This is a genomic window from Novosphingobium cyanobacteriorum (genome assembly GCF_029436685.1).
In the GTDB taxonomy this organism is placed as follows: domain Bacteria; phylum Pseudomonadota; class Alphaproteobacteria; order Sphingomonadales; family Sphingomonadaceae; genus Novosphingobium; species Novosphingobium cyanobacteriorum.
In genome coordinates this window covers 53,856-75,685 of the sequence record NZ_JAROCY010000020.1, presented here as the reverse complement: position 1 = coordinate 75,685, position 21,830 = coordinate 53,856, and the positions used below count along the sequence as shown (strand labels likewise).

The 21,830-nt window shown below is 65.2% G+C and carries 21 protein-coding genes and 4 tRNA genes; 12 read left to right on the top strand and 13 right to left on the bottom strand.

The features are described from left to right. Nucleotides 1–113 precede the first annotated feature (113 nt). Both POM99_RS17925 and POM99_RS17920 read left to right on the top strand, forming a co-directional pair. Nucleotides 114–1,577 carry a hypothetical protein gene (locus POM99_RS17925; protein ID WP_277279904.1) on the top strand — a complete coding sequence of 488 codons (1,464 nt, stop codon included), beginning with the start codon at nucleotides 114–116 and terminating at the stop codon, nucleotides 1,575–1,577. 89 nt (nucleotides 1,578–1,666) lie between these two features. After that, complete coding sequence (locus POM99_RS17920; protein WP_277279903.1) at nucleotides 1,667–2,590, top strand: hypothetical protein; 924 nt, start codon at nucleotides 1,667–1,669, stop codon at nucleotides 2,588–2,590. Between the two features lie 585 nt (nucleotides 2,591–3,175). On the opposite strand, the gene POM99_RS17915 is transcribed toward POM99_RS17920, so the two are convergent. Continuing rightward, nucleotides 3,176–3,250, bottom strand: a tRNA-Asn gene (locus tag POM99_RS17915). A 101-nt stretch (nucleotides 3,251–3,351) separates the two neighbouring features. Next, nucleotides 3,352–4,131 (bottom strand): NAD kinase, encoded by a 780-nt coding sequence (locus tag POM99_RS17910; protein WP_277279901.1) that lies wholly within the window; start codon nucleotides 4,129–4,131, stop codon nucleotides 3,352–3,354. Nucleotides 4,132–4,277: 146 nt separating this feature from the next. Here POM99_RS17910 and POM99_RS17905 point away from each other — a divergent pair, with 146 nt between their 5' ends. After that, complete coding sequence (locus POM99_RS17905; protein WP_277279899.1) at nucleotides 4,278–5,561, top strand: bifunctional diguanylate cyclase/phosphodiesterase; 1,284 nt, start codon at nucleotides 4,278–4,280, stop codon at nucleotides 5,559–5,561. Here POM99_RS17905 and mfd read toward each other — a convergent pair. The 3 genes from mfd to POM99_RS17890 all read right to left on the bottom strand — a co-directional run bounded on the left by mfd (nucleotide 5,558) and on the right by POM99_RS17890 (nucleotide 9,860). Further along, nucleotides 5,558–9,058 carry a transcription-repair coupling factor gene (gene mfd / locus POM99_RS17900; protein WP_277279897.1) on the bottom strand — a complete coding sequence of 1,167 codons (3,501 nt, stop codon included), beginning with the start codon at nucleotides 9,056–9,058 and terminating at the stop codon, nucleotides 5,558–5,560. The genes POM99_RS17905 and mfd overlap by 4 nt on opposite strands. Nucleotides 9,059–9,097: 39 nt before the next feature. Further along, complete coding sequence (locus tag POM99_RS17895; RefSeq protein WP_277279895.1) at nucleotides 9,098–9,364, bottom strand: FAD assembly factor SdhE; 267 nt, start codon at nucleotides 9,362–9,364, stop codon at nucleotides 9,098–9,100. Nucleotides 9,365–9,473: 109 nt separating this feature from the next. After that, complete coding sequence (locus POM99_RS17890; protein WP_277279893.1) at nucleotides 9,474–9,860, bottom strand: baeRF12 domain-containing protein; 387 nt, start codon at nucleotides 9,858–9,860, stop codon at nucleotides 9,474–9,476. Nucleotides 9,861–9,983: 123 nt separating this feature from the next. On the opposite strand from POM99_RS17890, the gene recG reads away from it, so the two are divergent. Continuing rightward, nucleotides 9,984–12,041, top strand: a complete 2,058-nt coding sequence (gene recG, locus POM99_RS17885; protein ID WP_277279891.1) for an ATP-dependent DNA helicase RecG — start codon at nucleotides 9,984–9,986, stop codon at nucleotides 12,039–12,041. Nucleotides 12,042–12,092: 51 nt separating this feature from the next. Further along, nucleotides 12,093–12,533, top strand: coding sequence for a DUF3429 domain-containing protein (locus POM99_RS17880; RefSeq protein WP_277279889.1), 441 nt, complete (start codon nucleotides 12,093–12,095; stop codon nucleotides 12,531–12,533). On the opposite strand, the gene POM99_RS17875 is transcribed toward POM99_RS17880, so the two are convergent. Then, nucleotides 12,530–13,048 (bottom strand): hemerythrin domain-containing protein, encoded by a 519-nt coding sequence (locus POM99_RS17875; RefSeq protein WP_277279887.1) that lies wholly within the window; start codon nucleotides 13,046–13,048, stop codon nucleotides 12,530–12,532. The genes POM99_RS17880 and POM99_RS17875 overlap by 4 nt on opposite strands. Before the next feature lie 125 nt (nucleotides 13,049–13,173). Next, nucleotides 13,174–13,250 (bottom strand) — tRNA-Pro (locus POM99_RS17870). 151 nt (nucleotides 13,251–13,401) lie between these two features. Here POM99_RS17870 and thyA point away from each other — a divergent pair. The 5 genes from thyA (at nucleotide 13,402) to POM99_RS17845 (ending at nucleotide 18,788) form a co-directional block, all read left to right on the top strand. Continuing rightward, on the top strand, nucleotides 13,402–14,331 hold the full coding sequence (thyA, locus tag POM99_RS17865; RefSeq protein ID WP_277279885.1) for a thymidylate synthase: 930 nt from the start codon (nucleotides 13,402–13,404) through the stop codon (nucleotides 14,329–14,331). A gap of 125 nt (nucleotides 14,332–14,456) precedes the next feature. Further along, nucleotides 14,457–15,758: a 3-methyl-2-oxobutanoate dehydrogenase (2-methylpropanoyl-transferring) subunit alpha gene (locus tag POM99_RS17860; RefSeq protein WP_277279884.1), complete on the top strand. Its 1,302-nt coding sequence runs from the start codon at nucleotides 14,457–14,459 to the stop codon at nucleotides 15,756–15,758. Continuing rightward, complete coding sequence (locus tag POM99_RS17855) at nucleotides 15,758–16,810, top strand: alpha-ketoacid dehydrogenase subunit beta (protein ID WP_277279882.1); 1,053 nt, start codon at nucleotides 15,758–15,760, stop codon at nucleotides 16,808–16,810. Before POM99_RS17860 ends, POM99_RS17855 begins: the two co-directional genes overlap by 1 nt. Before the next feature lie 4 nt (nucleotides 16,811–16,814). Beyond that, nucleotides 16,815–18,176, top strand: a complete 1,362-nt coding sequence (locus POM99_RS17850) for a dihydrolipoamide acetyltransferase family protein (RefSeq protein ID WP_277279880.1) — start codon at nucleotides 16,815–16,817, stop codon at nucleotides 18,174–18,176. Between the two features lie 36 nt (nucleotides 18,177–18,212). Next, on the top strand, nucleotides 18,213–18,788 hold the full coding sequence (locus POM99_RS17845; RefSeq protein WP_277279878.1) for a YdeI/OmpD-associated family protein: 576 nt from the start codon (nucleotides 18,213–18,215) through the stop codon (nucleotides 18,786–18,788). A gap of 7 nt (nucleotides 18,789–18,795) precedes the next feature. Here the strand turns inward: POM99_RS17845 and POM99_RS17840 are convergent, their stop codons facing one another. Then, nucleotides 18,796–19,248: a hypothetical protein gene (locus POM99_RS17840; protein ID WP_277279876.1), complete on the bottom strand. Its 453-nt coding sequence runs from the start codon at nucleotides 19,246–19,248 to the stop codon at nucleotides 18,796–18,798. A 204-nt stretch (nucleotides 19,249–19,452) separates the two neighbouring features. Here POM99_RS17840 and POM99_RS17835 point away from each other — a divergent pair. Both POM99_RS17835 and POM99_RS17830 read left to right on the top strand, forming a co-directional pair. Further along, nucleotides 19,453–19,529, top strand: a tRNA-Asp gene (locus POM99_RS17835). 42 nt (nucleotides 19,530–19,571) lie between these two features. After that, nucleotides 19,572–19,648 (top strand) — tRNA-Asp (locus POM99_RS17830). A gap of 113 nt (nucleotides 19,649–19,761) precedes the next feature. On the opposite strand, the gene POM99_RS17825 is transcribed toward POM99_RS17830, so the two are convergent. The 5 genes from POM99_RS17825 to POM99_RS17805 form a co-directional block, all read right to left on the bottom strand. Further along, on the bottom strand, nucleotides 19,762–20,139 hold the full coding sequence (locus POM99_RS17825; protein ID WP_277279874.1) for a limonene-1,2-epoxide hydrolase family protein: 378 nt from the start codon (nucleotides 20,137–20,139) through the stop codon (nucleotides 19,762–19,764). Between the two features lie 70 nt (nucleotides 20,140–20,209). Beyond that, a complete protein-coding gene (locus POM99_RS17820; RefSeq protein WP_277279872.1) occupies nucleotides 20,210–20,428 on the bottom strand; it encodes a DUF2842 domain-containing protein in 219 nt (72 codons plus the stop codon). A 14-nt stretch (nucleotides 20,429–20,442) separates the two neighbouring features. After that, nucleotides 20,443–21,006, bottom strand: a complete 564-nt coding sequence (locus tag POM99_RS17815; protein ID WP_277279869.1) for a 5-formyltetrahydrofolate cyclo-ligase — start codon at nucleotides 21,004–21,006, stop codon at nucleotides 20,443–20,445. A 208-nt stretch (nucleotides 21,007–21,214) separates the two neighbouring features. Further along, nucleotides 21,215–21,553: a cell division protein ZapA gene (locus POM99_RS17810; RefSeq protein WP_277279868.1), complete on the bottom strand. Its 339-nt coding sequence runs from the start codon at nucleotides 21,551–21,553 to the stop codon at nucleotides 21,215–21,217. Between the two features lie 18 nt (nucleotides 21,554–21,571). Beyond that, the gene (locus tag POM99_RS17805) at nucleotides 21,572–21,766 is read right to left on the bottom strand and encodes a hypothetical protein (RefSeq protein ID WP_277279866.1); all 195 of its coding nucleotides are present in this window, start codon (nucleotides 21,764–21,766) and stop codon (nucleotides 21,572–21,574) included. Between the last annotated feature and the right edge of the window lie 64 nt (nucleotides 21,767–21,830).

The following is a 21,830-nucleotide window of genomic DNA, read 5'->3' as shown; positions in this document are numbered from 1 at the left end:
GTGTCGAGCAGGCTCAGTCGGCAATGGCGCATTGGTTCAGTTTTCCTGTTGAGACACAATGCGCCAGCCGGTCGGCTCGCCTGCTACCCTGAGGTTACACCTTGGAGGTTTGCATGGGCGCTCACATCATCGACGCATTCGTCGTCACTTTTGGCATCGACACGAAGGGCTATGACGAGGCCCAGAAGCGCATCGAGGCAGGCAACAGGCGCGTGCGGGAGGATTCAAAGCGCGCATTCGACGACATTGAGCGCGCCGGCAAGCGCGCAGGCGAGACGCTCAAGGGGGTAAGCCGGGAGGTCATCGGGCTCGGCCTGGCGTTCATGGGCGCCCGCTCTGTGCTCGGGTTCGCGGGAAACCTCATGACCACCGCACTGGCTGCCGACCGGCTGGGAAGCGTGCTCGGGATGACGCAGCAGAAAATTTACGCCTGGCGTATGGCCATGCGTGAGGTGGATCCTGCGGGCGGTGCGCAGGCGGCCGATTCTGCGCTGCAATCGATCCAGAGCGCCAAGAATGCTTTCCGCATGGGGCAGATGAGCCCGGATCAGATGGCAGTGTATGGTCGGCTGGGCATCACGGGCGGTGACCTCCGCAGTGCTGATCCTGGCTCCATTCTTTCCAAGCTCGCGGGGGCCTCTGGAAAGATGGACCCGACGATGTATGCCGGGCTGCTCCAGCAAATTGGCCTTCCCCAGTCGGCCGTTTTCCTTCTCCAGAAAGGGCAGTCCCAGATTGACGATCTGATCCGCCGTTTCGAGAAGGACACGGAGGGGCAGAAAAAGCTCGCCGAGGAAACCGAGAAGTTTCAGCAGTCGATGGTCAAGCTACAGGACCTGCTGGTGAAGCGGCTAACACCTGCACTTGAGCGCATCGCGAACTGGCTCGATAGCTGGCTTGGCGGGTCGCATGGCGATGCCCCGGTAAAGGCGAAACCGGGCGGGCCGTCTTTCCTTGACCCCTTTGGCATCATCGGCTGGCACCGCGACAACGGCGGGATGTTAGACCCGCCATCTAAGCCTGGCTCTGGCAAGTCGCTGGCCGATCGAAACAACAACCCCGGCAACATCCGAGATGGCGACTTTGCTCGTCGCCAGCCGGGCTATGTTGGCCGCGGTGACCGGGGGTTTGCCCGTTTTGCGTCCCCGGATCATGGCTATGCGGCTATGCAGGCCCTTCTCGGGGGCTACCTGCGTAAGGGGAAGGACACGCTGTGGAGCATCATTTCCACCTGGGCACCGCCGAGCGAGAACGACGTCGGGGCTTATGTCTCCCACGTGTCGAAGCTTACCGGCATCGGAGCAAACCAGCGCGTCCGACCCGACCAGCTGGCGGACCTTGCTCGCGCGATGTCAGTGCATGAAGGATTCACCGGAGGCCGGCGCAATCACTCCGACTTGAAGGACATGCACCGCGCCTTCGCTCGGCATAGCGCGCCGCGATCGGGTTTGACGCTTAACGGCAATATCGTGGTGAACACGAAGGCCACCGACGCCCGGGGAATTGCCCGCGATATCCATGGCGCATTGAACCGACGTATGGCCGTGGCGCAGAGTGACAGGGTGGTGAACCCGTGAGCGGACTTTGCGCCGACGGGTGGTGATGGACATGAGGCAGGCCTTCAGCGACAACCGCCAGAGAGAAAGCGGGGGCGCAGCGGGGCTCAATGCAGACAGGTAATCGAAGCGTTATCGTGCTGGCTTGCCTTGCGGCGCTTGCAGGATGGTCGTTCTTTGCTGGTTGGTATTTCTGCCACCTGCCAAGAGCACAACGGTATGAGGCTTATCGATATGCTGCAGACAAGCCGGTTAAGCTGGAGCCGTCTGGGAAAACGCAAAACTTTGCAGCCGAGGTAGAGTTTCGCCGTCCATGCGAGGACCCCAAAGGCCAAGGCGAAAGCGATCTGTGCGCACAGTGGCGAGCTGCTAATGCGGCCGAGGACAGCGCGTTCTGGGCCATGCTGGCTTTTTGGCCCACCTGCTTTGGGGTGGTGGGGCTGATCGTGACGATCATGCAAAGCCGCCTCGCAATCTACCGCGTAGAAGAGGCCAACCGGATTGCATTGACCTCTCAGCGACCTTGGCTAAGTCTGGAGTTGGGCCACGAAGCAATGGTGCATCCCGGGCAGCACGACGGCGGACCACAACACCGTTCGTTCACCTTCAATATATCGGTCAAAAATTATGGGGAGCGCCCGGCAATCAATGCCAACATTGCAGTAGTGATCGGGACGAGCCGACAGGGATTTGATCCAAAGGTCATAGAGCAAATCCTGCGCAGGAAAGGCAATCCGGACATCAGTTCAGAAGCTCCGGTCTTTCCGGGTGAAGAGCGCAGGCTATCCGGTGGGCAACACTTTAGCGGGCCATTCGTGCGCTTTGACACCGGTGAGGAGATCGCCGCGCCGCTTGTCGAGCGGACTGTGATCGCGATTGCAGTGCTTTATCGCGATATTCACAGCAATGAGGCTTACATGACCGGTAGCGTCTCTTACTGCATCCTGCCTGCGCACAGCTTTGAGGGTGATTACCTCAACGCGGCGAGTAGGGTCTTACTCGAGCGGAATCGCTATTATAGCTTCACGACCTGACGAGTTCAGGTCGCTTTTTGGCTTCGCCATGTTTCGCACCCAACTGGAGGCCATACACAGGAAAAGGGTGGTTTGCCGATTTGCCAACGTGGTCGGGAGGCCGGACAATCCGAACACATCGCGCGCGCGCGCGAGATTGTCCCGCCTGGGCCTCATTGGCGTTAGGTTGACCGCCCCTCATGCGGCGGCTGCGAATTGACGTTCCCGATGCGAGAGAAAGGCCATAACATCTGCCGAATCCGCAAAGATTGGGGTGGGAATGAGCAAGCGGGGCGAAGCCTACAGTCGGCACATGTTCCAAACATTCGGTCTCGTGTCAGCCGTCCCGCTTCAGGTGGCAGCCATGTGGGTCCACCCGGTCAATAGCGAGTTAGACTGGATAGCTCTTGGTCTACTCGCTCTCTTGGCGTGGGCGCATTTCGATGCCCCGACGCCTGGCCCCGGCTAGACGCGGGGTTAGACCACTGTGCATCACGGGCCACCCAAAAACACAGGCAACCAAAGTGTGATGTGGGGAATTGTGTGGGGAAGATTTGTGCAGCTCTAGCCTAAGTGGCCGATTTTCCGCGCTAAATATGAAGGAATTGGCTCCCTGAGTAGGATTCGAACCTACGGCCGCTCGATTAACAGTCGAGTGCTCTACCGCTGAGCTATCAGGGAGCAGCCCCGGTCTCCCGGGGCAGGAGCGCGCTAATAACAGGCGAATCCGGATTGGCAAGCGCTGTTTTTTCCACAGCCTGCCATTATCGCGGACTGTGTGCCTATACCGCGAACTGTTCGGCAAAGATGCGTTCGTCGAGGCTCTGGCCGCGATCGAACAGCAAGGTCAGCTGATGCTCGGGCCAGGCCTTCACCCGCACCTCCTTCACATCGCGCACTTCCTTCTGGTCAGCCACCACCAGCACCGGGCGCTTCACGGATTCGCGGGCGCGGAAGGTGATCTGCGCGCTTTCGGGCAGGATCGCGCCACGCCAGCGACGCGGGCGGAAAGGCGAGATCGGAGTAAGCGCCAGCATCTTCGATCCCATGGGCAGGATCGGGCCATTGGCGGAAAGGTTGTAGGCGGTCGATCCGGCGGGCGTGGCCACCAGCACGCCGTCGCAGATCATCTCCTGCAGGCGCACCTTGTCATTAACCGAAACTTCCAGCTTGGCACTCTGGCGCGTCTCGCGCAGCAGCGAGACTTCATTGATGGCAAAGCACGTCTCGGTCTCGCCGGTATTCGTCACCGCCTCCATGTGAAGGGGGGAAACGGCCACCTTGCGCGCTTTCTCCATGCGTTCTTCCAGGCTGCGGCTGGATTTGAACTTGTTCATCAGGAAGCCGACCGTACCACGGTTCAGCCCGAACACCGGAAGAATACGGCTGCTGTCCAGCATCTGGTGCAGCACCTGCAGCATCAGCCCGTCGCCACCCAGGGCGACGACTGCGTCGGCCTCTTCCAGCGGCACCCATTCGCGCGATGCGCGCAGCTGGCTTTCGGCTTCCTGCGCGCGCTCTGCCGTGGACGCGACCAGCGCCAGACGCTTGTAGGTTGTCATGGAAATTCGCGTCCTCTTGCCGTTGCTACCACGATGACGGTGCAGGGTGTATGGACCGCCCCATTGCGGTGCAACGGGAAAAGGACGGGGATGATCCTTATCCGGCATGATGCATTCGCCGCGTATCTGGATTATGCGCTGGGGTGATGAGGGAAGGCGTCGTATTCACCGCCGAGGATCGTGATGTCCTGACCGGGCTGGGCGGGATCGCCACGGCGCGTGCATGGCTCGATGCTGCGGGCACATCCGGTTTCGTGCAGGCCATGCTGGTCAGCCTGCAGCGGCTGCAGGCGGTGAACCTCGCCTATGGCAAGGCTGGCGGCGATCGCGTGCTGGTTGAGGTGGCGCGGCGCATCAGCGATTTCGTGGAAGGCCAGCTGGGGCCGCAATCGGTGGTGGCGCGCACGGCGGGCGGCGAATTCCTCGTCGCGTCCCGACAGGCGCTGAGCCGCGAACGCTGGCAGTTCCTGGCCGAGGCGCTGGGCCGCACCGTGGCAAGGCCGCTGGCGGTGGATGGCGAACGGTTGACGCTCGCCCCGCGCACCGCCTTGCTGCGCGGTCTGCCGGGTGAGCCGGGCGCGGCCCTGCTGGACAGGCTCGATCAGGCGGCAGAGGCGCTGCAGCGGGGCAGGGGGCGGCGCGTCCTGTGGGCCGACGGCAGCCATTCCGCGCGCGGGCGCAGCGCGGCCAAGCTGGAGGGTGACCTGCTCGGCGCGCTGCATCGTGACGAGATCGCCATCCTCTTCCAGCCGCAATTCGATGTCGCGACCGGGGAACTGGCGGGCGGAGAGGCGCTGGCGCGGTGGGATCACCCGTCGTACGGCCTGATCGGAGCGGAGACCCTTTTCGCCGTGGCCGACAGGGGGGACCATGTCTCGCAGCTTTCGCGCCACATCGCGCGTCGGGCGTTGGCGATGGGATCGGCTTGGCCAGCCAACCTGCGGCTTTCCCTTAACGTGACTGCCGAGGATTTTGCAGTGGGGGATTTCGCAGGCACGATCCAGCGCGTGGTGGCGGATACCGGCTTTCCACCGACCGCGCTGACCCTGGAGATTACCGAGCAGACGCTGATTTCGGACTTCGAGGCCTGCGCCGCCGCACTGCGCGAACTGGCGGCCGATGGCGTCCATGTCGCGCTCGACGATTTCGGCACCGGCTTCTCCAACTTCCGTGCCTTGAAGGCACTGCCGCTCGATGCACTGAAGCTCGATCGTTCGCTGGTGAAGGACATCGCCCACGATCCGCGCGATCGGGTGATCCTGCGCGCGATGATCGCGATGTCGCGCGCGCTGGACCTCAAGGTCATTGCCGAAGGCGTGGAGGACGAGGCGCAGCTGGCTGTCCTGCGCGAAGAAGGCGCAGACATCTTCCAGGGCTTCCTCCGCTCCGGCCCGATCACCCCGGGCGAGTTCCTCGGCCTGACGGCCTAGGCGGCCTTCTTCACCGCCCGCCGCGCGATGGCGGAAAGACCCTTGGTCAGCTGCACCAGCCCGTTGAGCCGCGCCTCGGCCGAACCCCAGGCGCGCTGGATCACCAGCTTGTTGTCGGGCCGCAGCTTGGCCACGCCGTTCAGCCGCTCGACATAGCCGATCAGGCCCATCGGATCGGGGAAGTCGTCGTTGTGGAAGGATACCAGCGCACCCTTTGCGCCCACGTCGATCTTGGCGATGCGTGCCTCGATCGCCTGTCGCTTGATCTCGATCAGGCGCAGCAGGTTCTGCGTCGGGCCGGGCAGGGGGCCGAAGCGGTCGATCATTTCCGCGGCCAGCGCTTCCACCGCATCGGGCCCTTCGGCGTCGTTCATGCGGCGATAGAGCGCCATGCGCACGGCCAGGTCGGGCACATAGTCCTCGGGGATGAGGATTGGCGCATCCACCGTGATCTGCGGGCTCAGGCTGTCACGTTCCTTGAACATGGCCATGTCGCCCGCCTTGGCCGCGAGGATCGCGTCCTCCAGCATCGACTGGTAGAGTTCGAAGCCCACTTCCTTGATGTGGCCCGATTGTTCGTCGCCCAGCAGGTTGCCAGCACCGCGCAGATCCAGGTCATGGCTGGCCAGCTGGAAGCCGGCACCCAGCGAATCCAGGTCGCCCAATACCTTCAGCCGCTTTTCCGCAATCTCGGATAGGGCCTGGTCCTCGGGATAGGTGAGGTAGGCATAGGCACGCAGCTTGCCACGCCCCACGCGCCCGCGCAGCTGGTACAGCTGGGCAAGGCCGAAGCGGTCCGCGCGGTGCAGGATCATGGTGTTGGCCGACGGAATGTCGATGCCACTTTCCACGATGGTGGTGGACAGCAGCACCTCGTACTTCTTCTCGTAGAACGCGCCCATGCGGTCCTCGACCTCGGTCGGGCTCATCTGGCCATGGGCGGAAACGGCGCGGATCTCCGGCACGTTAAGCCGCAGCCATTCTTCCAGCTCGGGCATGTCGGCAATGCGCGGCACCACGATGAAGCTCTGCCCTCCGCGCTGGTGCTCGCGCAGCAGCGCCTCGCGCATCACCATGTCGTCCCACGGCATCACATAAGTGCGCACGGCAAGGCGATCGACCGGCGGGGTCTGGATGGTGGACAGCTCGCGCAGGCCGCTCATCGCCATCTGCAGCGTGCGCGGGATCGGCGTGGCCGTGAGCGTCAACACATGGACGTCGGCCTTCAGTTCCTTCAGCTTTTCCTTGTGGGAGACGCCAAAGCGCTGTTCCTCGTCCACGATCACCAGTCCCAGCCGCTTGAAGGCGACGGACTTGGAAAGCAGCGCGTGCGTGCCGATCACGATGTCCACCGTGCCGTCGGCAAGGCCCGCCTTGGTCTCTGTCGCTTCCTTGCCCGGCACCAGCCGGCTCAGCCGGCCGATCTCAATGGGAAAACCGGCGAAGCGATCACGGAACGCGGCATAGTGCTGGCGCGCCAGCAGCGTCGTCGGCGCGATCACGGCCACCTGCTTGCCCGCCATTGCGGCCACGAACGCGGCGCGCAGCGCCACCTCGGTCTTGCCGAAGCCCACATCGCCGCAGACCAGCCGGTCCATCGGCTTGCCATCGACCATGTCGCCCAGAACGTCGTCGATGGCGCGTTCCTGGTCCTCGGTCTCGTCCCAGGGGAAGCGGTCGACGAAGGGGCCGTAGCTGGCGGGATCGACCGCCATCACGTCGGCCTGCCGCAATGCGCGCAGTGCCGCCGTCGCCATCAGCTGTCCGGCCATCTCCAGGATGCGCTCGCGCATGCGGGCCTTGCGCCGCTGCCACGCCTCGCCACCCAGCCTGTCGAGCGCGACGGCGTCGTTTTCGTTGCCATAGCGTGAAAGGACGTCGAGATTTTCGACCGGGATGTAGAGCTTGTCGCCACCGGCATATTCCAGCTGCACGCAATCGTGCGGGCTGTCACCCACCGCCACGGCTTCCAGCCCGATATAGCGCCCGATGCCGTGCTCCATGTGGACCACCAGATCGCCGGGATTGAGCGCGGAAAGCTCGGCCAGGAACGCGTCCGCATCCTTGCGCTTCTTCTTGCGGCGGACCAGCCGGTCACCCAGGATGTCCTGCTCGGTCAGCAGCTCCAGTTCTTCGTTGGCAAAGCCGCTTTCCAGCGGCAGCACCACCGCCACCGGCTTGCCCTTTGCGGCAAGGCCCAGTGCCTCCTGCCATGTATCCGCCAGCGCCGGCGCACTCTTGCCCGCTTCACCCAGCAGGCTGGCCAATCGCGCGCGCGAACCGGCGGTGTAGGCCGCCACGATCGGTTTCAGCCCGCGCGTGCCCAACGCCGCCAGATGCTTGGCTGCCGCTTCATAGACATTGTTGCCCTGCGCGCGGTCAGGCGCAAAGTCGTGGCTGCCGGTAAAGCCGAAGTCCACCGCGCGGCCCGATTCCGGCTCTGCGAATATGGACATGCGGTGCACCGGCCAGCCGGCCAGCGCCTGCTCGAATTCGTCCTTGCCCAGGTACAGCGCCGTCTCGCTCAGCGGGCGATAGCTGCCGGGTGAGCGCGATGCACTTTCCACACGCGCCTGATGGTAATCGGCAATGTCGGAAAGGCGCGATTCCGCAGCCTTCGCCGCTGCCGAATCCAGCACCACCAGATCGCCTTCGGCCAAGTGGTCGAACAGCGTGACCAGCCGGTCCTCGAACAACGGCAGCCAGTGTTCCATGCCTGCCAGCCGCCGCCCGTCGCTCACTGCCTGGTACAGCGGATCGCCGGTGGCATTCGCGCCGAACATCTCGCGATAGCGGCTGCGAAAGCGCTTGATGCTGTCCTCATCAAGCAGCGCCTCGCTAGCCGGCAGCAGCAGGTGCGTTTCCACCGGCTGCACGCTGCGCTGCGTGTTCGGGTCGAACAGGCGCAGCGTCTCCAGCTCGTCACCGAAGAAATCCAGCCTCAGCCCGTGGTCCAGCCCGCTTGGATAGATGTCGAACACCGATCCGCGCACCGCGTATTCGCCGGAATCGACCACGGTGTCGGTCCGCGCATAGCCCTGCCGCTGCAACAGCGCGATCAGGCTTTCGCGTCCGATCTCCATGCCGGGCTTCAGCAGGCGGGTGGATTCGCGGATGCGGAACGGGGTCAGCGCCCGCTGCAGAACAGCATTGATCGTCGTGACGAAAAGCTGCGGCCCCTCACGCTTCCACTGCAGCCGCTGCAGCGCGCTGAGCCGCCGCGAGCTGGCGCTGAGCGCGGGCGAAGCACGGTCGAACGGAAGGCAGTCCCACGCCGGAAACTCGATCACTTCCAGCTCGGGGGCAAAGAACGCCGCGCTCTCGGTCACCGCACGCATTGCCGTGTCGTCGGCGGCGATGAACACCGTGCGCGGCGTGCCCGTCTTCGTGGCAGCGGCGCGGGCAAGGTCTGCCAGCACCAGTGGCTGCGCTCCGCGCGCCACGGAGGACAGGGTCAGCGGCGAAGTGGCGGAAAGGATGCGGGAGATGTCGGCCATGGCTGGGGAATGAAGCGGGTGCTAGCGTCGTTCCACGCCTCAGCGCGGAATTTCGACGTAGTCCAGCTTGCGCATGGCGTCCATCATCGGCCCGGCATATTCGGGCGGAATGGACAGCGTGCCCAGCGCCCAACCCATGATGTCCACGTCTTCCTCGTCGATCAGCCGTTCGAACCAGCTGACCTGCTCCTCGCTCCAGTCCTTGTGAAACCGGTCGAAGAAGCAGCCGATCATGTAGTCGGCCTCGCGCGTGCCCCTGTGCCAGGCGCGGAACTTCAGGCGGGCAAGACGGGCGGGCTCGATCATCTGCGCGCGGTTAGGCGATTGCGGCCCGCGACTCAAGGGCACTGCACCGATAGGCCATTCGCATCCCGGCGGTCGTCCTTCCCCCCGCCGCCGGGATGCGCGCGGCGCTTCACCTGCCCCGAAGCGCCGCCAGAACGTCGGCAGGCTGGCGGCCCACCATGTCCTTGGCGATCTCGGCCGACAGCGCGTTCTGCACCGGCTTTGACCAGTGGTGGCGCAGCTCGCCCAGCGTCTTGGGTGGTGCAATCACCACCAGCTGTTCGATCTTGTGTCCGCCCACCTGCCGGCCCAGCCAATCGGCCACCGCCGTGGCATGCGCGGTCTCGTCCTGCTGGTGCGGAGAGGCATGGCTGCCGCCTGAGCTGTGATTGTGCTCCACCAGCGCGGGCGTCTCGATGCGGGCCAGCTCGGGCGCGGCCTCGTTGCCGGCATTGCGCCAGAGATCCCAGGTCTTGCCGTCGACAACGGCAACCACCGTTCCATGGGGAAGCAGCATTGTGTTCTCCTTCTTGCTCTTGAGAACCGATTGAAGCGCCTTTGCCGCGCGCTTCCATGCGCTGTGTCAAAACGGGCAGGGGGCAGTGGCGAATTGCGCCGGCCGTGGCTATGAAGCCGCACCATGAGGCCGGACCTGCTCAACCCTCTGTTTGCCGAAACCGCAGGCCTGAAGGGCGTGGGGCCGGGGCTGGCGCGGCCGCTGGAAAAGCTCGGCCTCACCCGCCTGCGCGATCTCGCCTATCACCTGCCCGATCGCTTCGTCACGCGCAGGGCAGTTGCGAACCTCGACGAAGCCAGCGTGGGCGAGAACGTCGTCGTCGCGCTCACCATTCGTGAACACCGCTCTTCCAGCGGGCGCGGGCCGTTCCGCGTGCTGGCGGAAGACGCCATCGGCAACGTGATCGCGCTCGTCTATTTCGGCCGCGCTTCCTACAGCGCGAAGAAGCTGCTGCCCACGGGCGAGAAACGCTGGGTCGCCGGGCGTATCGACCAGTTCGGGCAGGGGCTGCAGATCGTCCATCCCGAACACGTCAGCGAAGACAGCGCCGGCCTGCTCGCTACGCTGAACGAGCCGGTCTATCCGCTGTCCGAAGGGCTGACGCAGGGGCGCATCCAGGCGCTGGTGCATCAGGCGCTCGCGCATCTGCCCCGCATGCCCGAATGGATCGAGCCGGGCCTGCTCGACCGCATGGGCTGGCCCAGCTGGAGCGAGGCGCTGGTCGAGGCGCACAAGGGCACGCACGAGGCCGCACGCGATCGCCTGGCCTATGACGAACTGCTCGCCAATGCGCTGGCGCTGATGCTGGTGCGCGCCAGCAATCGCAGCCGCACCGGCACCCCGCTGCTGGGCGATGGACGCCTCCGCGCCAAACTGAACCTGCCGTTCGCGCTCACCGGAGCCCAGCAACGCGCCATTGCAGAGATCGAAGGCGATCTGCAGCAGGGCGCGCCGATGCTGCGGCTGCTCCAGGGCGATGTCGGCTCGGGCAAGACGGCGGTGGCGCTCAACGCCATGCTGGTTGCGGTTGAGGCGGGCGCGCAGGCGGCGCTTCTGGCACCGACCGAAATTCTTGCCCGCCAGCATGCCGAAACGCTGACCCGCATGGTCGCGGGCACGGGCGTGAACGTCCAGCTTCTCACCGGGCGGGATAAGGGCAGGGCGCGCGAATCGATCCTGATGGGGTTGATGGACGGCTCTATCCAGATCTGCGTAGGCACCCACGCGATCTTTCAGGACAGCGTGTCCTATCGCAATCTCGGCCTCGTGGTGATCGATGAACAGCACCGCTTCGGCGTGGGCCAGCGCTTGATGCTCACGCAGAAGGCTCGGCGGACGCCACACTGCCTGGCCATGACGGCCACGCCGATCCCGCGCACGCTCACGCTGGCGCAGTATGGCGAGATGGACGTGTCGCGGCTCGACGAGATGCCGCCGGGACGCCAGGCGATCGACACCCGCGTGATCGCGCAGGAGCGGCTGGCGGACGTGGTGGAGGGTCTCGCCCGGCACGTTGCCAAGGGGGCGCAGGCCTATTGGGTCTGCCCGATGGTGCGCGAGCACGAGACCGAGGACCTTGCCGCCGCCGAGATGCGCTACGAAACGCTCAAGGCGCGCTTCGGTGACGATGTCGTGCTCGTCCACGGCCAGCTGCGGCCTGAGGCGAAGGACGCGGCGATGGAGCGGTTCGCTAACGGCGACGCCAAGGTGCTGGTTGCCACCACGGTGATCGAGGTCGGCGTGGACGTGCCCAATGCCACGCTGATGGTGATCGAACAGGCCGAACGGTTCGGCTTGGCCCAGCTGCACCAACTGCGCGGGCGCGTCGGGCGCGGCTCGCAGGCTTCCACCTGCCTGCTGCTGCGCGGCGATGCCCTGTCCGAAGTCGGGCGCGAACGGCTGGCCCTGATGCGCGAGACGCAGGACGGCTTCCGCCTTGCCGAGGAAGACTTGCGGCTGCGGGGCGGTGGCGAACTGCTCGGCACGCGCCAGTCGGGCGATACGCCGTTCCGCGTCGCCAGCTTCGAACAGATCGCCAAGCTGCTGCCACTGGCCCATGACGATGCCCGCCTGCTGATGGAGCGCGATGGCGGCCTCTCCTCGCCACGCGGAGAAGCGGCGCGGGTGCTGCTTTACTTGTTCGAACGCGATTGGGGCGTGCAGCTGCTGCGCGGTGGCTGATTGCCCGCGCGGGCAGGGCGCTTTTCCGCGCGCCGGGGGTTAACTGGCCTGATGCACAAGCTCGCTCTCGACGCCCGCCCGCTCGGTTACGCCGGGCTCCTTCCGCAAGCGGCTTTCCTGCTGGCGGTGCTCAAGGGCGGCCCCGCCGGCTGGACCGCGCTGGCACTCGCCTATGCCTATGCTGCGCTGATCTTCAGCTTCCTTGGCGGCATATGGTGGGGCATCGCCATTGCCCGGCCGGAAACACCACGCTGGGCGCTGTTCGCGGCCGTGATGCCCAGCCTGATCGCGTTGGGCCTGTGGTTTCCGTGGATGGTCGGCTGGACCTGGCCGGGGCCGCAACTCGTGGTGCTGGGGCTGTGCATCGCCCTGTCGCACTTGGTTGACCGCGCACTGTGGCGTGGGCCGCCCAGCGGCTGGCGGGCGCTGCGCCGGTCGCTCTCGCTCGGCCTGGGTGGCCTCACGATCGCAACCGGCCTGCTGGCGCTTTAGGCCGCCAGCGTCACCACGCTGACTTGCGCAGGGGGCAGGGCGCCGTCCTTGGCCATACCCATCAGCTCCTGCTTGCGCGCCAGCATCTGGTCGCGCAGCGCCACCAGGTCCACGCCCGCCTCGCGCGCCTGCGAGAACATGCCATCCCCGCGCGCCTCTTCCTCATGCACGTGGTGCTTGATCTCTTCCGAAAGCACCTTCACCTTGGCGTCGAAGAAATCGTCCTCGGGGCTGCTGGCCATGATGTCGTTCACCAGCACCTTGGCCCCGTCATGTTCCACGAAGGCTTCGGTCCAGGTCTCTTCCTCGATCTTGCCCTTCAGCGCGGGGTAGAAGATCTCTTCCTCGATCATCGTGTGGATCTTCAGCTCGTCGCAGATCTGGCGGGCGATGTCCCCCTTCTTGGCATCGCTGGCGCTTTCGAACTTGGCGAACAATTCTTCCACCTTGCGATGGTCGGCCTTCAGCAGGGCGATGGCGTCGGTATGGCTTGGTGTCTGGCCTCGGTTCGGCATGGGACGGTCTCCTGTCACGGCGAATTGCCGTTTGGTGGGAAACGGCCTGTCCGCGCCGCAGGTTCCACGCGGCCCAACGCAAAAAGGCGACCCGAAGGTCGCCTTTTCATGCGCTTGCGTGGAAATGGTCGGGGAAAGAGGATTCGAACCTCCGGCCCCTGCCTCCCGAAGACAGTGCTCTACCAGGCTGAGCTATTCCCCGACCGATCCGCTGCCGGTCACCCGGCTGCAAGGCAGGGGCGCCCTATACGGTCGGGTTGTGCAGGTGGCAAGCGGGCTTTTGAAAAGTTTTGCACAAGGCGCGCAGGCCGGCCGGCTTTGCGACGCGATGTGTTCTTGTCTAGAGTCCGGCCATGGCCACCCCGCATTACGAGCAGCAATACCTGAACCTGATGCGCGAGATCTGGACGCAGGGTGACGAGCGCGTGGACCGCACCGGCATCGGCACCCGCTCGGTCTTCGGCGCCACGCTGCGGTTCGATCTGTCCGATGGCCAGGTGCCGCTGCTCACCACCAAGCGGGTCTATTGGAAAACCGCCACGCGCGAATTCCTGTGGTTTCTCACCGGTGATACCAACATCCGCAACCTCTGCGCACAGGGCGTGGAGATCTGGACCGACTGGCCGCTCGACCGCTATCGGCGCGAAACCGGCGACCAGATCAGCCGCGAGGACTTTTCCAGGTGCATCGTCGCCGATGAAGCCTTCGCCGCGCAGTGGGGTGATCTGGGTCCGGTCTATGGCAAGCAGTGGGTGGATTGGCCGGTCTATGAACCTGCGGGCGAGGGGCTGTTCACGCGCCGTGCGCAGGGCGTGAACCAGGTCGCCGATCTCGTCCATTCGCTGCGCACCAACCCCGGCAGCCGCCGCCATATCGTGGAAGGCTGGAACGTGGCCGAGCTTGACGGCATGGCCCTGCCGCCCTGCCACAAGACCTACCAGTTCCACGTCGCCGGCAACCGCCTGTCGGGCGTGCTGTACCAGCGCAGCTGCGACGTGGCTCTGGGCCTGCCGTTCAACCTGTGGGGCGCGGCGCTGTTCATCCGCCTGCTGGCCCAGCAGTGCGATCTTGAACCGGGCGAACTGGTGTGGATGGGCGGTGATACCCATCTCTATCTCAACCATGCCGATCTGGTTGAGGCGCAACTTTCGCGGGAACCTGCGGGCTCTCCGCGCCTTGCCATCACGCGCCGGCCCGATAGTATCTTCGGTTACCGGATCGAGGATTTCGAGGTGACCGGCTATGCCCCGCAGGCGCACATCGCGGCGCCCGTGGCGGTCTGACGCCCTTGATTGACTCGGAAAGTCGAGAGTAATATTATTTCTCTCGTCTAAAACAATGCGTCGCCTGATTCTCTCCGGATCGGCGCGCGGGAGAGTCAGATGAAGGCGTTTCCAGAGGCTCTAGCATGACCGCGTCCGGCCGAAGCAACCTGCCGCCGCTGTCGCTCCACGTGCCCGAACCGCGCTTCCGCCCGGGCGATGCGGTGGATTACAGCCACATCGCCATCCCGCCCGCCGGCGCACAGCCGCGGCCCGATGAACGCTGCCCCGCTGCCGAAACGCAGCCCCTGTGCTTCGACCTGATCCGGGTGCTGGGCGAAGACGATCGCGCCGTCGGCCCGTGGAACCCCGGCCTCGATGCCGAAACCCTGCGCCGCATGCTGCGCACCATGGCGCTCACCCGCGCCTTTGACGATCGCATGTATCGCGGCCAGCGCCAGGGCAAGACCAGCTTCTACATGAAGTGCACGGGGGAAGAGGCGACCTCGGTCGCCCCCGCCATGGCGCTCGCGCCCGATGACATGGTCTTTCCCAGTTATCGCCAGCAGGGCATCCTGATCTCGCGCGGCTACCCGCTGGTTGAGATGATCAACCAGATCTACTCCAACCGGGCGGACAAGCTGAAGGGCCGCCAGCTGCCGATCATGTATTCGGCGCGTGAAGCCTCGTTCTTCACCATCTCGGGCAACCTCGCCACACAGTATCCCCAGGCCGTGGGCTGGGCCATGGCCAGCGCGATCAAGGGGGACAGCCGCATCGCCGCCGCCTGGATCGGTGAAGGGTCCTCGGCAGAGGGGGATTTCCACTCCGCGCTCACCTTCGCCACGGTCTATAATGCGCCGGTGGTCTTCAACGTGGTCAACAACCAGTGGGCCATCTCCAGCTTTTCGGGGTTCGCCGGGGCGGAACGCACCACCTTTGCCGCCCGCGCCATCGGCTATGGCGTCGCGGGCCTACGGGTGGATGGCAACGATCCGCTGGCGGTCTATGCCGCGTCGCGCTGGGCGGCAGACCGCGCCCGCGCCAATGCCGGGCCCACGCTGATCGAACACTTCACCTATCGCGCCGAAGGGCATTCCACCTCTGACGATCCGGGCCAGTACCGCTCCGCGCAGGAACGCAGCGAATGGCCGCTGGGCGATCCGATCAACCGCCTGAAGCGCCACCTCGTCGCCCTGGGCGAATGGTCGGACGAGGCGCACGAGGCGATGGATGCGGAACTGGTCGAACAGGTGAAGGCCGCCACCAAGGAGGCGGAGAAGAACGGCGTGCTTGGCCACGGTCTGCACCACCCCTTCCACACCATGTTCGAAGATGTGTTCGAGGAACTGCCCTGGCACCTCAAGGAACAGAGCGAACAGGCCATTCGCGAACGCCGCATCAAATGGCCTGACTGGTCCGAAGACGAACCGTGGAGGGCATCGTGATGCTGGAAGAAGCCCCCGTGAGCCTGTCTGACGCGCCGACCCGCAACCTCAACATGATCGAGGCGATCAACGACGCGCTCGACATCATGATGGAGCGCGATCCCAACGTGGTCGTGATGGGAGAGGATGTCGGCTATTTCGGCGGCGTGTTCCGCGCCACTGCCGGCCTGCAGAAGAAGTATGGCAAGACCCGCGTGTTCGATACGCCGATCAGCGAATGCGGCATCATCGGCGTGGCGGTGGGGATGGGGGCCTATGGCCTGCGCCCCGTGCCGGAAATCCAGTTTGCCGACTATATCTATCCCGGCCTTGATCAGCTGGTGTCCGAAGCGGCGCGGCTGCGCTATCGCTCGGCGGGGGAATTCATCGCGCCGATGACGGTGCGCTCGCCCTTTGGCGGCGGCATCTTCGGCGGGCAGACCCACAGCCAGAGCCCCGAGGCGCTGTTCACCCATGTGGCGGGCCTCAAGACCGTGGTGCCCAGCACCCCGCACGATGCCAAGGGCCTGCTGATCGCTGCGATCGAGGACAACGATCCGGTGATCTTCTTCGAACCCAAGCGCATCTACAACGGCCCGTTCGACGGCTATTACGATCGCCCGGTGCAACCCTGGGCCAAGCATGCCGACAGCGCCGTGCCCGAAGGCTACTATTCGATTCCCTTGGGCAAGGCGCGGCGCGTGCGCAAGGGCAACGATTTCACCGTGCTCGCCTATGGCACCATGGTCCATGTCGCCTCGGCGGTCTGCGCGGAAAAGGGCGTGGATGCCGATATCATAGACCTGCGCACGCTGGTGCCACTGGATATCGAGACGATCGACGCCTCCGTTCGCAAGACCGGCAAGTGCCTGATCGTCCACGAAGCCACCCGCACTGGCGGCTTCGGAGCCGAGCTTTCCGCGCTGGTGCAGGAACGCTGCTTCTATGCGCTCGAAGCGCCGATCGAACGCGTCACTGGCTTCGACACGCCTTATCCGCACAGCCTCGAATGGGCATACTTCCCCGGGCCCGTCCGCATTGGCGAGGCCATCGACCGCCTGATGAAAGCCTGATCCGATGGGAACCTACACTTTCCGCTTGCCCGATATCGGCGAAGGCATTGCCGAGGCCGAGATCGTCGCCTGGCACGTCAAGCCGGGCGACATGGTCCGCGAAGACGCCCCGATTGCCGACATGATGACCGACAAGGCCACGGTCGAAATGGAAAGCCCGGTCACGGGCCGCATCCTGACCGTGGCCGGCGAGGTGGGCGACATGATCGCCATCGGCAGCGCCCTCGTCACTATCGAGACCGAAGGCGGGGAGGACGAAAAGCCCTCTCCTCCTCAGGGGAAAGGGTTGGGAGAGGGGGAATCCGCTCAATCTGCCGAACCCGCCCAACCGTTCGTTTCGAGCGAAGTCGAGACACCAAGCCCGGCACCCGAACCTACACCCGAACCCGCTCGTGCTGAGCCTGTCGAAGCACCGCGCGCAACGCCAGACCCCAAACCCCGACCCCCGTTCGTGTCGAGCGAAGTCGAGACACCGGGCGCAGCCGTCAGCAACGCCAAAGTCCTCGCCAGCCCCGCCGTGCGCCAGCGCGCCCGCGATCTCGGCATCGATCTTGCGCAGGTCCGCCCGTCCGAGGAAGGCCGCATCCGCCACTCCGATCTGGACCAGTTCCTCGCCTACAACGGCGCGGGCGGTTATGGCTCTGCCGGCAAGGCACGCGCTGATGAGCAGATCAAGGTCATCGGCCTGCGCCGCCGCATTGCCGAAAACATGGCCGCGTCCAAGCGCCACATCCCGCACTTCTCCTATGTGGAGGAATGCGATGTCACCGCGCTCGAAGCCATGCGGGCGCAGTTGAACGATGCGCGGGGAGACAAGCCCAAGCTCACCATGCTGCCGCTGCTGATCACCGCGATCTGCCGTGCGCTGCCGGCCTATCCGATGATCAACGCGCGTTACGATGACGAAGCCGGCATCGTCACGCGTTACGGCGCGGTCCACTTGGGGCTGGCCGCGCAGACGCCGTCGGGCCTTATGGTCCCGGTGATCCGCGATGCCCAGTCGCTGAACCTGTGGCAGCTGGCGCGCGAGATCGTGCGGCTGGCCGACGCCGCGCGCAACGGCACGGCCAAGTCCACCGAGTTGTCGGGCTCCACGCTCACCGTCACCTCGCTCGGTCCCTTGGGCGGGATCGCCACCACCCCGGTGATCAACCGCCCCGAAGTCGCCATCATCGGCCCCAACCGCATCGTCGAGCGGCCCTTGTTCGTGCCCGATGGCATGGGTGGGGAGCGGATCGAAAAGCGCAAGCTGATGAACATCTCGATCAGCTGCGACCACCGCGTCGTCGATGGCCACGATGCCGCCAGTTTTGTCCAGGCGGTGCGCAGGCTGATCGAAACTCCGGTGCTGCTGCTGGCCGATTGATCTGCTATGGCAGGGACGCGTTCACGGGAGCGAACGATGCCTGCACCGCAAACCGATCCCCGCGTCGATGCCTATATCGATCAGGCCGCGCCGTTCGCGCAGCCGGTGCTGCGCCACCTGCGCGCGCTTGTTCACGATGCCTTTCCCGGCATTGCCGAGGCGATCAAGTGGAACATGCCGCACTTCGTGCTTGAAGGGCGCAATCTGGCGGGGATGGCGGCGTTCAAGGCGCATTGCGCCTTCGTGATCCATGGTCAGGGGCGGCAGGGCAACGCCATGGGGCAGTTTGACCGGATCACCGCGCTGTCTGACCTTCCGCCGCCCGCCGAGCTGGTCGATCGCCTGCGGGAATCTGCAGTTACGCCAACGAAGCCCCGGGTGGGCAAGCCGCCAAAGGCTCCCATCGCCATGCCTCAACCCTTCGCGGCGGCGCTATCCGCTGCCGCCGGTGCGCAGGCTCATTTCGATGCGTTCACGCCTGCGCAGCAGCGCGAATATCTCGAATGGATCACCGATGCGAAGACCGATGCGACCCGCGACAGGCGGATTGCCCAGGCGACCGAGTGGATCGCCCAAGGGCTGAAGCGCAACTGGAAGTACGAAAAATGCTGATCGGCGCTCAGCGCACGATCCCGCGATAGGTCATCCGCCCGTTGCCCAGCGCCGCCATTGCGCCCGGCACGCGCCAGCGCAGGTGGGTCACGTCCTCAGGCACCGCGTGCCGCAGCCGGCCATCGGCCTCGCGCACCACCAGGTCGTCCAGCAGGCCCCAGGTGCGCCCGCCATCGACCGAGACTTCCTCGTCGCCACCGGCTGTTCCCTGAAAGGAAACGGTGCGGGGCAGGGGGTTGGTCACCGTGAAGTCCTTGCCGCGGCGGGCCGTCCAGTTGACCACGAAGACCACGCGGTCGCCCGGCTGCAGTCGCTCGGCGCGCTCCAGCACGCGGGCGGTGCGGCCACCCGGCGCCGGATGGAAGCGTTCCACGAACACGTCACTGGCCAGCTGCACCGCATCGGCCGCCTGCGCCGCCATGGGCGCTGTCACTGCCACACCTGCTGCCAACACGGCCATCGCCCTGTCCATCGCCACGTCTGCCCCCGTCAGCGCCCCTTGCGCCTTCTGGTTCCCGTGATCGCACAGGGGCGGCTAAAACTTGGTAAACGGCCCAGAAACCATACCCTGAGGGCGGCCTGTCCACGCCCGCGCAAAAAATGTCCTGGCCATTGTTGACAGGCCCGCGACTGTGGCATAGTGGCGCGGCTCCCAAGCGGAAACGCGGGTGTAGCTCAGTTGGTTAGAGTGCCGGCCTGTCACGCCGGAGGTCGCGGGTTCGAGCCCCGTCACTCGCGCCACCGCTTGGGGAAGCGCCTTCACGGCGCTTTTTTTGACGTTACGCGGGTGTAGCTCAGTTGGTTAGAGTGCCGGCCTGTCACGCCGGAGGTCGCGGGTTCGAGCCCCGTCACTCGCGCCACGTCAGACGCGACAGGAAGGGCGCCTCAGGGCGCCCTTTCGCGTTCTTGACCCCGCCTCAGTCGCCCTCAGTCGACTTCAACCCCCTCTCAGTCGTTCTCAACGTACGGCTTTTCAGCCCTTGAAGGGCGATGCGTCGAAGTAGTCACGCCACTGCACGATCTTGCCGTCCCGCAGCTTGAAGATGCCCATCAGGCGGATCGAGGTGAAGGTTTCGCCGGCGGCGTTGATCATGTGGTCCACCCGCTCGGTCAGTACGGTATCGCCCTGCGCCACGATCTCCAGCATATCCACGCCGATGGTGGCAAGGCCCATGCCCTGTTCGAACTGCCCGATCATCGCCAGCGCCTGATCCACGCCCACGGTGTGCGATAGGCCCACGTTTTCGTAGTCGGTCTCGTCGGTGAAATAGTCGCGCACCGATTGCGCAAAGCCGCCCGGTTGCGCCCACATCGCGCAGAAGGCTTCGACCGTTTCGACTGGACTTGGCATGGCGTCTCTCCCGTTCGCGTTTCGGCAAACGGTTAAGCCATTCCCCCAGGATCGCCAACAGCCTTGAAGATCAGCCCCAGCGGCCGGTTTCCATCCAGATCAGGAAGCGGCGCAGCGGCAGCAGCCAGGCGACGCCGAGGATCAGGTAGACCGGTGTCTGCACCAGCACCGGCAGCGCGGAAAGCGGGCCGGACAGCGCCGCGACGATTCCGGCATAGACCATCAGCGCCGTGATCAGCGCGAGGATTCCCACCGGCTTGCGCCATGTCGGCTTGTAATCGTCGTTCACGGCGGAATGAGTCCTCAGAATGGCCCGTAGAGTCGCGTCGGCGTTACCACGGCGGCAAGGGGCCGGTCATGCGCCTCGCGGGGCAAGGCATCGACCAGCTGGCAATCCCACGCCATGCCGATGGCCGGCACATCCGGGTGCGCCGCCAGCCAGCGGTCATAGTGGCCGCCGCCCTGGCCCAGCCGGCCGCCTTCGACATCGAAGCCGACCAGCGGCACGAACAGGACGTCGGGCGTCACCTCTGCCGCATCGGCCAATGGCTGAGGCCCGTATGGCCCCATGCCCAGCAATTCGTCGACGTGGGGCGAGGCCCAGGTGCGGAATGTCATTGCTTCATCGCGTGCGGCAAACCACGGCAGGGCAACTGTGTGTCCTGCATCGACAAGGAAGCGGGCATAGCCGCCGGTGGGCGTCTCTTCGGGCGAATTGTAGTAGAGGCCCACGACAGCGCCCGGCGGCACCAGCGCCAGGAGCGGCGCGGGCGGGCGCATCATCACCAGCGCGCCCACGCGCGGATCCAGCGCGGCGACATGTGCCTTGCGCTCTGCGCGCAGCCTGCGGCGAAGTTCGGCCTTCATCTGCAAACCGTGCTGCTCCAGGCGGGAAGGAAGGTGGGTGACGGGACCACCATGGGTCGTTTGCTCGGAAAATCCTCTGACGCCTTCACGTCAGGTGGGGACCATGTATCCAGGACCAGGGTCCCGGCAGGGACAGCCCCCTTGGATTGCTTATAGCCTCAGGGATGTTCATGCGGCTCGTGCCGGGCAGTACCCGTCACGACCCCATCTAGGATGCCGAGGTCGCATGCTCAAGGGTTTGCGCCAGCTTTTCCACGCGCTCGGCCAGTGACTCGATGCGGGAGAGCACCTGGGCAGACACTTCGGCAGAAGGCGCGGCGACGGGTTCTGGCGGTGGGGGAGGGGCCTTGCGGTGCTCCTCGTGCAGTTCATCGGCCAGGATCAGCGCCGCGAACAGCATCATCCGAGCCTCGCTCTGGCTGTTGCCGCCCATCCGCTTTACCCGCTCGTCGATCATGCGGCCGAGCATCTCGATATGCGCTTCCTCGCCTTCAGCCGCCGAAACGGTGAAGGGGCGGCCGCCGATCTGCAGGGTGACGTTGCTCATCGCGGTTCCGGTGCTGGCTTATTGCGGCAAGTTGGTGAGAAGGAGGTCGAGCTGGCGCAGTTCCTGCGTCACCGTTTCCTTCAGCTTGCGATGCCGGGCCTTGAGATCGCCCAGTTCGGCTGCCTGCGCCTCACGCATGGAAACGGCATCTTCCAGCCGTACCAGCGCCTGCTCGATCCGGTCGAGCGCCGAGTCCAGACCATCGGTTCCCATGGCCTTGCGCTACCACAGCCTTGCCGCTCTGCAAGCCGGGTTGATCCTCCATCCCCAGCTTTCG